At 66.5% G+C, this 9,390-nt stretch carries 8 protein-coding genes; all 8 read left to right on the forward strand.

Features of this window, described 5'->3' with window-relative positions:
* Positions 1-1,183 (forward strand): UDP-N-acetylmuramoyl-L-alanyl-D-glutamate--2,6-diaminopimelate ligase (locus EN738_RS24785; RefSeq protein WP_127286003.1); only part of this gene is annotated, 1,183 nt, incomplete at its 5' end.
* The gene (locus EN738_RS24790; protein WP_127286004.1) at positions 1,180-2,613 is read left to right on the forward strand and encodes a UDP-N-acetylmuramoylalanyl-D-glutamyl-2,6-diaminopimelate--D-alanyl-D-alanine ligase; all 1,434 of its coding nucleotides are present in this window, start codon (positions 1,180-1,182) and stop codon (positions 2,611-2,613) included. The genes EN738_RS24785 and EN738_RS24790, both read left to right, overlap by 4 nt.
* 26 nt (positions 2,614-2,639) lie before the next feature.
* The gene (gene mraY / locus EN738_RS24795; RefSeq protein ID WP_127286005.1) at positions 2,640-3,722 is read left to right on the forward strand and encodes a phospho-N-acetylmuramoyl-pentapeptide-transferase; all 1,083 of its coding nucleotides are present in this window, start codon (positions 2,640-2,642) and stop codon (positions 3,720-3,722) included.
* 8 nt (positions 3,723-3,730) lie between these two features.
* On the forward strand, positions 3,731-5,131 hold the full coding sequence (murD, locus tag EN738_RS24800; protein WP_127286006.1) for a UDP-N-acetylmuramoyl-L-alanine--D-glutamate ligase: 1,401 nt from the start codon (positions 3,731-3,733) through the stop codon (positions 5,129-5,131).
* On the forward strand, positions 5,131-6,282 hold the full coding sequence (ftsW, locus tag EN738_RS24805) for a putative lipid II flippase FtsW (RefSeq protein ID WP_127286007.1): 1,152 nt from the start codon (positions 5,131-5,133) through the stop codon (positions 6,280-6,282). Before murD ends, ftsW begins: the two co-directional genes overlap by 1 nt.
* Position 6,283: 1 nt before the next feature.
* A complete protein-coding gene (gene murG / locus EN738_RS24810) occupies positions 6,284-7,411 on the forward strand; it encodes an undecaprenyldiphospho-muramoylpentapeptide beta-N-acetylglucosaminyltransferase (RefSeq protein ID WP_127286008.1) in 1,128 nt (375 codons plus the stop codon).
* Positions 7,408-8,814, forward strand: coding sequence for a UDP-N-acetylmuramate--L-alanine ligase (murC, locus tag EN738_RS24815; protein WP_127286009.1), 1,407 nt, complete (start codon positions 7,408-7,410; stop codon positions 8,812-8,814). The genes murG and murC overlap by 4 nt, the downstream gene beginning before the upstream one ends.
* Positions 8,811-9,390 (forward strand): FAD-binding protein (locus EN738_RS24820; RefSeq protein WP_127286010.1); only part of this gene is annotated, 580 nt, incomplete at its 3' end. The genes murC and EN738_RS24820, both read left to right, overlap by 4 nt.

The following is a 9,390-nucleotide window of genomic DNA, read 5'->3' on the forward strand; positions in this document are numbered from 1 at the left end:
CGCCGCCCGCTTCTACGGCAAGCAACCTCAAACGATGGTGGCGGTGACCGGCACCAGCGGCAAGACCTCGGTCGCCGCCTTCACCCGGCAGATCTGGGAGCAGGCCGGCCTCGCCGCCGCCTCGATCGGCACCACCGGCGTCGTGGCGCCAGGGCGCAATGAGTATGGTTCGCTGACGACGCCGGATCCGGTGGCGCTGCACCTCCTGCTCAAGGAATTGGCCGATGCCGGCGTCACCCATGCGTCGATGGAGGCTTCCAGCCACGGCCTCGACCAGCGCCGGCTCGACGGTGTCAGGCTTGCCGCCGGCGGTTTCACCAATCTCGGCCGCGACCATATGGACTACCATCCGACGGTCGAGGACTATCACCGCGCCAAATTGCGCCTGTTCGACACGCTGCTGCCCAAAGGCGCGCCGGCCGTCATTTTCGCCGACGATCCATGGTCGGAACCGACGGTCCGTGCGGCAAAGGCCGCAGGGCTCGACGTGCTGACCGTCGGCCGCCATGGCGATTTCCTCAGACTGAAGCGGGTCGAGCACGAACGCCACCGGCAGCGGGCCGAGGTCGAGGTCGACAGCGTGCTCCACGAAATCGACCTGCCGCTGGCCGGCGACTTCCAGATCGCCAACGCGCTGGTTTCGGCGGGACTTGCCATTTCCACTGGAACGCTTGTCGCCAAAGCCCTGATGGCATTGGAGAAATTGAAGGGCGCGCCGGGTCGGCTCGACCTCGTCGGCACGACTGCGAACGGCGCACCGGTCTATGTCGACTATGCCCACAAACCGGATGCGCTGGAAAACGTGCTGGCCTCGGTGAGGCCGTTCACCACCGGCCGGGTCATCGTCGTGTTCGGCTGCGGCGGCGACCGCGATCGCGGCAAGCGGCCGATCATGGGCGAGATCGCCACGCGGCTCGCCGACGTCGTCATCGTCACCGATGACAATCCGCGCTCGGAAGTGCCCGAAACGATCCGCGCCGCGATCCTTGCCGCCGCGCCCGGCGCCATCGAGATCGGCGACCGGCGCAAGGCGATTCACGAGGCGGTGGCCATGCTCCACGCCGGCGACACGTTGATCGTGGCCGGCAAGGGGCATGAGGAAGGCCAGACCATCGGCACCGAGACACTGCATTTCTCGGATCACGAGGAAGTTCGCGCGGCGCTCAGGGAGAGCGCCGCATGAGCCTGCTCTGGACCTCCGATGCGCTGGTCGATGCAATGGGCGGACGGCCGATCGGTGTCATGCCGCAAGGCATATCGGGCATTTCGATCGACAGCCGCAGCCTTGAGTCGGGGGACGCCTTCTTCGCCATCAAGGGCGAGACGATGGACGGCCATGATTTCGCGACCGCCGCCGTCAAGGCAGGCGCCGGCGTGCTGGTGGTCGCCGAAGGCAAGCTGCCGTCGCTCGGACGGCTGACGGCGCCGATGATCGTCGTTGAGGACGTGCTGGTGGCGCTGGAAAGACTGGGCGTCGCCGCGCGCGCCCGCTCCAAGGCCAGGGTCATCGCCGTGACCGGCTCGGCCGGCAAGACCACCACCAAGGAAGCGCTGCGTCATGTGCTGTCGGCGGTCGGCAAGGTGCATGCCTCGGCGCAATCCTTCAACAACCACTGGGGTGTGCCGCTGACCTTGGCGCGGATGCCCGAGGATTGTGACTACGCCGTGTTCGAGATCGGCATGAACCATCCGGGCGAAATCCGGCCGCTGGTCAACATGGTCCGCCCGCATGTCGCGATCGTCACGCTGATCGCCGCCGCGCATCTCGGGTTCTTCCGCAACCTCGACGAGATCGCCGAGGCCAAGGCCGAGATCTTCGAGGGGCTGGAGCCGGATGGCGCGGCCCTGCTCAACCGCGACGATTCCCGCTGGAAACTGCTCGACAAGATGGCGAAGGCGGCAGGGGTCGAGCATGTGTTCGGCTTCGGCGAGAATGCCCGCTCGACCTTCCGGCTGGTCAAATGCGAGCTCAATGCCGACCATTCCGTCATTACCGCCAAGATCGGCGGGCGGGAGATCGTCGCCCGTGTCGGCGCGCCCGGCCGCCACATGGCGCAGAATGTGCTGGCCGTGCTGGGCGCCGCGCAGCTGGTCGGGGCGGATCTCGACAAGGCGGCCGCGGCGCTGGCCGATCTGTCAGCCGAGCGCGGTCGCGGCAAGCGCCACATACTGCGCCATCCGAAAGGACCGATCACGCTGATCGACGAGAGCTACAACGCCAATCCGGCGTCGATGGCCGCCGCCATGGCGCTGCTCAACGCGACGCCGGTATCGGGCGAGGGCAGGCGCATCGCCGTGCTCGGCGACATGCTCGAACTCGGCAGCCATTCGGCGAAGCTGCATGCCGCGCTTGCCGAACTGATCATCGGCACGGGCACGCAAACCGTCTTTCTCGGCGGTCCCGAAATGCGGGCGCTCGCCGACATACTGCCGAGCGACGTCAAGGCCGAATACCGCGCCGGCGCCGAGGAATTGAAGCCGCTGTTGCTGTCGGCGCTGCGGCCTGGCGACGTGGTGATGGTCAAGTCGTCGAAAGGCATCGGGTTTTCAAAGCTGGTCGAGGCGTTGCTCGGCAAATTTCCGGCGCAAGCCACAACCATTGAACAGACCTAGGGGTCGGGTCCGGGGGACGGAATTTCATGTTCACATTGCTCGTCGATTTTGCGGACAAGATTTCTGTCTTCAACGTCTTCCGCTACATCACTTTCCGCACCGGCGGGGCGCTGATCACCTCGGCGCTGATCGTCTTCATCTTCGGACCGACAATCATCAATTCGCTGCGGCTCCGGCAGGGCAAGGGCCAGCCGATCCGCGCCGACGGTCCGCAGACGCATTTCAAGAAGGCAGGGACGCCGACCATGGGCGGGCTGATGATCCTGTCGGGCATCATCGGATCGTCGCTTTTGTGGGCGAACCTCTCCTCGATCTATGTCTGGGTAGTGCTTCTGGTGACCATCGGCTTCGGCTCGATCGGCTTCTATGACGACTATCTGAAGGTCACCAAGCAGTCGCATCTCGGCTTTTCCGGCAAGGCGCGGCTGGCGATCGAGTTCGTCATCGCCGGAATCGCTGCCTGGGTGATCATGCACAACGGCCAGGCGCCGTTCTCCTCGTCGCTGACCTTTCCCTTCGCCAAGGAATTTATCATCAACCTCGGCTGGTTCTTCGTGCCGTTCTCCTGCTTCGTCATCGTCGGCGCCGGCAATGCGGTCAACCTGACCGACGGCCTCGACGGCCTTGCGATCGTGCCGATCATGATCGCGGCGGCCTCCTTCGGCGTCATCGCCTATCTCTCCGGCAACGCGGTGTTCGCCGAATATCTGCAGATCCATTTCGTTCCCGGCACCGGCGAACTGGCGGTGGTGCTTGGCGCGGTGATCGGCGCCGGCCTCGGCTTCCTGTGGTTCAACGCGCCCCCGGCCGCCATCTTCATGGGCGACACCGGCTCACTGGCGATGGGCGGCCTGATCGGCACGGTCGCGGTCGCCACCAAGCACGAGATCGTGCTGGTCATCGTCGGTGGCCTGTTCGTGGTCGAGATACTCTCGGTCATTATTCAGGTCGGCTACTTCAAGATGACCGGCAAGCGGGTGTTCCTGATGGCGCCAATCCACCATCACTTCGAAAAACTCGGCTGGACCGAAAGCCAGGTGGTGATCCGCTTCTGGATCATCGCGGTAATCCTGGCGCTGGTCGGCCTCTCCACCCTCAAGCTCCGATAGGCCGCCGCTTGATCCCCGCCTCATCCTTTTCAGGCAAGCGCGTTTCGCTCTTCGGGCTCGGCGGTTCGGGGATCGCCACCGCGCATGCGCTGATCGCCGGCGGGGCCGACATCCTTGCCTGGGACGACAATCCGGACAGCGTCGCCAAGGCCGCGGCCGCCGGGATCGCGACCGGCGACCTGCGTGGCGCGGACTGGTCGCGCTTCTCCGCCTTCGTGCTGTCGCCCGGCGTGCCGCTGACGCATCCGAAGCCACACTGGACAGTTGAGCTGGCGCGCGGCGCCGGCGTCGAGGTCATAGGCGACATCGAGCTGTTCTGCCGCGAGCGCGTCCTGCGGGCGTCGGCGGCGCCTTTCGTCGCGATTACCGGCACCAATGGCAAATCGACGACCACGGCGCTGACCGCCCACATCCTGAAATCGGCAGGTCGCGACACGCAGATGGGCGGCAATATCGGTCGCGCGATCATGACGCTCGATCCGCCGGCAGAGGGGCGGCACTATGTCGTCGAATGCTCCTCATACCAGATCGACCTCGCGCCCTCGATCAATCCGACGGCCGGCATCCTGCTCAACCTGACGCCCGATCACCTCGACCGTCACGGCACCATGGCGCACTACGCCTCGATCAAGGAGCGGCTGGTGGCCGGCAGCGAGACGGCAATCGTCGGCGTCGACGACTCCTGGTGCGCGCAGATCGCCGACCGGCTGGAGCGGGCGGGCAGGGAGGTCATCCGCATTTCCAAGCGGCTGCCGCTGACCGACGGCTATTTCGCCGATGGCAGCAACCTGATGGAAGCCGTGCATGGCCGCTACAGCCGCGTCGCCTTCCTGGAGGGCATCGGCTCGCTGCGCGGCCAGCACAATGCGCAGAATGCGCTGGCCGCGGTCGCCGCCTGCCTCAAGGTCGGGCTGGACCTCGGCGAGATCCAGGCGGGGCTGGAAAGCTTCCCCGGGCTGGCGCATCGCATGGAGCAGGTCGGCCGCAAGGACCATGTGCTGTTCATCAACGATTCCAAGGCGACCAATGCCGATGCGGCGGCTCCAGCCCTGTCGAGCTTCAGCCGCATCTACTGGATCGCCGGCGGCCTGCCCAAGGAGGGCGGCATCGAGCCGCTGCGCGGCTTCTTCCCGCGCATCGCCAAGGCCTATCTGATCGGCGAGGCGGCGCCCGCCTTCTCGGCGACGCTGGGCGAGGCGGTGCCCTACGAGATCTCCGGCACGCTGGCGGCGGCGGTCGAGCATGCCGCCCACGATGCCGCCCTTGACGATGGCGGCGAGGCGGTGGTGCTGCTGTCGCCCGCCTGCGCCAGTTTCGACCAGTTCAAGAATTTCGAAGTGCGCGGCGAAGCCTTCAGGCAAGCTGCGAGCGCTATAGATGGCGTGAAACCCATCGGAGGGCCACGTTAATGCAAAGCCGTCTCGACAAAAGTCCGGTAGCCACCTGGTGGTGGACGATCGATCGCTGGTTCCTAGCGGCGTTCCTGTCGCTGATGGGTCTGGGCATCGTGCTCTCCTTCGCGGCGAGCCCGGCGGTGGCCGAACGCATCGGCCTCGACAGCTTCCACTTCGCCACCAGGCAGATCATTTTCACCGTGCCTGCGCTCGGCGTGATGCTCGCGGTCTCGTTCCTGGAATCGCGGCAGATCCGGCGCATGGCGCTGGTGATCCTGTGCATCATGCTGGTGCTGATGGTGGCGGTGCTCTATGTCGGCGTCGAGGTCAAAGGCGCGCGGCGCTGGGTCTCGCTCGCCGGCCTCTCCATCCAGCCGTCGGAATTCCTGAAGCCGGCCTTCGTCATCGTCTGCGCCTGGCTATTCGCCGAACACAAGCGCCAGCCCGACATTCCCGGCAATCTGTTTGCCCTGCTGCTCCTGGTCCTGGTCGTCTCCCTGCTGGTCGCCCAGCCGGACCTCGGCCAGACCATGCTGGTGACCGGCACCTGGGGGGTCATGTTCTTCATGGCGGGCCTGCCGTGGCTGTGGATCATCGCGCTCGGCGTCACCGGCGTCAGCGGCCTTTTCGCCGCCTATACCGTGTTCCCGCATGTCGCCGCCCGCATCGACAAGTTCCTGACCGGTGAGGGCGACACCTTCCAGGTCGACATGGGGCGCGAGGCGCTGATCAACGGCCATTGGTTCGGCGTCGGTCCGGGCGAGGGCACGGTCAAGCGGGTCATTCCCGATAGCCACGCCGACTTCGTCTTCTCGGTCGCCGGCGAGGAGTTCGGACTGGTGATGTGCTTCTTCATCATGTCGATCTTCGCCTTCATCGTGCTGCGCGGCCTCAACACCGCGCTCAAGGAGCATGACGACTTCACGCGCTATGCCGTTGGCGGTCTGGTCACGGTCTTCGGCCTGCAGTCGGCCATCAATATGTGCGTCAACCTGCAGCTGATGCCGGCCAAGGGCATGACGCTGCCGTTCATCTCCTATGGCGGCTCCTCGCAGATCGCCATCGCCATCTCGATGGGCATGGTGCTGGCCTTGACGCGCAGACGGCCCGAGAAGCGCAAGCAGATGGGTTTTTCCTTCCCGCAGCGCGCCATGCCGGCGGAGTGAAATGTCGCGGGGTGTGATTCTTCTGGCGGCGGGCGGCACGGGCGGACATCTCTTCCCGGCCGAAGCGCTGGCGCATGAGCTCAACGAGCGCGGCTGGAAGGTGCATCTGGCCACCGATCATCGCGCCGAGCGCTATTCCGGCCAGTTCCCGGCCGTCAACATCCATCCGATCCAATCGGCGACCCTCGGCTCGAAGAACCCGCTGGCGGTGCTGTCGGCCTTGTGGGCGATCTGGCGCGGCGTGCGGCAGGCCTCCGCCGTCATCACCAGGATCAAGCCGGAAGCCGTCGTCGGCTTTGGCGGCTATCCGACATTGCCGCCGCTTTACGCAGCGACACGGCGCAAGGGGCCGTCATTGATCCATGAGCAGAACGCGGTGATGGGCCGCGCCAACAGGGCGCTGGCCGGCCGCGTCGACGCCATCGCCGGCGGCTTCCTGCCGGAGGACGAAAGTGCTGCCGGCGCCAAGACGGTGACCACCGGCAATCCGGTCAGGCCGCAGATCCTGGAGGCGGCGAAGACGCCTTACGTGGCTGCGACCGGCGAGGAGCCGTTCCGCTTCCTGGTGTTCGGCGGCAGCCAGGGCGCGCAGTTCTTCTCCGACGCGGTGCCGACGGCTGTCGGACTCTTGCCGGAGGCTCAGCGCAAGCGGCTGGCGATCACCCAGCAGGCGCGGGCCGAGGACGTGGCGCGGGTCAAGGCGGCCTATGGCACGCTGGGCGTCGACGCGCAGGTGTCGCCCTTCTTCACCGACATGGCGGCGCGGATCGCGGCGGCGCATCTGGTGATGTCGCGCTCCGGCGCCTCGACCGTGTCGGAAATCGCTGTCATCGGCCGGCCGGCGCTGCTGGTGCCCTATCCGCACGCGCTCGACCACGACCAGGCGGCGAATGCCGCGGCGCTGGCCGCCGCCGGTGGGGCCGAGGTGCATGCGCAATCCACGCTGTCCGCCGAGCGCATCGCGGCGCTCGTCGGCGGGCTGATGGGCGATCCCGACAGGCTGTCGGCCATGGCCGCGGCCGCCCGGTCGGCCGGAAAACCGAACGCGGCGCGGTTGCTCGCCGATCTGACAGAGGCTATTGCGTCCAAAAAAACCGTTTCGGACTTCAGGAAGGGGACGCAAGCATGAAGATGCCGCAGACCATCGGCCTTGTGCATTTCATCGGCATTGGCGGCATCGGCATGAGCGGCATTGCCGAGGTGCTGCACAATCTGGGCTACAAGGTGCAGGGTTCCGACCAGGCCGACGGCGCCAATGTGCAGCGGCTACGCGACAAGGGCATCGAATGTTTCGTCGGCCACAAGGCGGAAAACCTTGGCGATGCCGAGGTGGTTGTCGTCTCGACCGCGATCAAGAAATCCAACCCCGAGCTCAAGGCCGCGCGCGAGAAGCTGCTGCCGGTCGTGCGCCGCGCCGAGATGCTGGCCGAACTGATGCGCTTCCGCCAGGCGGTGGCGATCGGCGGCACGCATGGCAAGACCACCACGACGTCGATGGTGGCGACGCTGCTCGAGGCCGGCGGGCTCGACCCGACGGTCATCAATGGCGGCATCATCAACGCCTATGGCACCAATGCCCGCATGGGCGACGGCGAATGGATGGTGGTCGAGGCCGACGAGAGCGACGGCACCTTCCTGAAGCTGCCGGCCGATATCGCCGTCGTCACCAACATCGATCCCGAGCACCTCGACCACTACGGCAGTTTCGACAATGTCCGCGAGGCGTTTCGCCAGTTCGTCGAGAATGTGCCGTTCTACGGCTTCGGCGTGATGTGCACCGACCATCCGGAGGTGCAAGCGCTGGTCGGCCGCATCGAGGACCGGCGCGTCATCACCTATGGCGAGAACGCGCAGGCCGACGTGCGCTTCACCAATCATCGCATGGCGGGCGCGACCTCCGAGTTCGACGTGGTGATCCGCGACCGCAAGGGGCGTGGCCAGACGACGATCGCCGATCTGCGCCTGCCGATGCCCGGCCGCCACAATGTCTCCAACGCGACGGCGGCGATCGCGGTCGCGCATGAGCTCGGCCTGTCCGCCGAGGCGATCAAGAAGGGCCTGTCGTCCTTTGCCGGCGTCAAGCGGCGCTTCACCCATACCGGCACCTGGAATGGCGTCGACATCTTCGACGATTACGGCCACCATCCGGTCGAGATCACGGCGGTGCTGAAGGCGGCGCGCAGCGCCACCAAGGGCCGCGTCATCGCCATTGCGCAACCGCACCGCTACACCCGCCTGCACGACCTGTTCAATGAGTTCTCCGTCTGCTTCAACGACGCCGACACGGTGATGGTGGCGCCGGTCTATGCGGCAGGCGAGGAGCCGATCGAAGGGGTGACGTCGGACGCGCTGGTGTCGCGCATCCGCGCCGGCGGCCATCGCGATGCGCGCTATGTCGAAGGCCCGGCGGCGATCGCGCCGGCCATACGCGATCTGGCAAAGCCCGGCGACTTCGTCGTCTTCCTCGGCGCCGGCAACATCACGCAGTGGGCCTATGCGCTGCCCAAGGAACTCGGTGGAAGCGTCTCATGATGCGCGGCCAGCCCCTGATCGACAAGCTTGGCGACCGGCTGGCCGGCCTGCGCGGCCGCGTCACGCCCAACGCCGAGATGGACAAGATCACCTGGTTTCGCGCCGGCGGCCTGGCGGACGCGCTGTTCCAGCCGGCTGACGAGGAGGACCTCGCCGCCTTCCTGCGCGCCGTGCCGGAGGAAATCCCGCTGACCATCGTCGGCGTCGGCTCGAACCTCCTGGTGCGCGACGGCGGCATTCCCGGTTTCGTCATCCGGCTCTCGGCCAAAGGCTTCGGCGAGGCGGAAGTCGTTTCGCCGACCACGATCAGGGCCGGCGCCGCAACGCCCGACAAGCGCCTCGCGGCCGTCGCCTACGAGGCGGGGATCGGCGGCTTCCATTTCTACCACGGCATTCCCGGCGCCGTCGGCGGTGCGCTGAGGATGAACGCCGGCGCCAATGGCGTCGAGACGCGCGAGCGCGTCGTCGAGGTGCGGGCGCTCGACCGCAAGGGCAATCTCCACACGCTCAGCAATGCCGAGATGGGCTATGCCTATCGGCATTCGGCGGCGCCTTCGGGGCTGATCTTCACCTCGG

This window comes from Mesorhizobium sp. M4B.F.Ca.ET.017.02.2.1, from assembly GCF_003998955.1.
Taxonomy (GTDB): Bacteria; Pseudomonadota; Alphaproteobacteria; order Rhizobiales; family Rhizobiaceae; genus Mesorhizobium; species Mesorhizobium abyssinicae.

Coding starts and splice junctions, on each gene's coding strand:
- EN738_RS24790 (WP_127286004.1), top strand. CDS start 1,180: ATGAGCCTGCTCTGGACCTCCGATGCGCTGGTCGATGCAATGGGCGGA.
- mraY (WP_127286005.1), top strand. CDS start 2,640: ATGTTCACATTGCTCGTCGATTTTGCGGACAAGATTTCTGTCTTCAAC.
- ftsW (WP_127286007.1), top strand. CDS start 5,131: ATGCAAAGCCGTCTCGACAAAAGTCCGGTAGCCACCTGGTGGTGGACG.
- murG (WP_127286008.1), top strand. CDS start 6,284: ATGTCGCGGGGTGTGATTCTTCTGGCGGCGGGCGGCACGGGCGGACAT.
- murC (WP_127286009.1), top strand. CDS start 7,408: ATGAAGATGCCGCAGACCATCGGCCTTGTGCATTTCATCGGCATTGGC.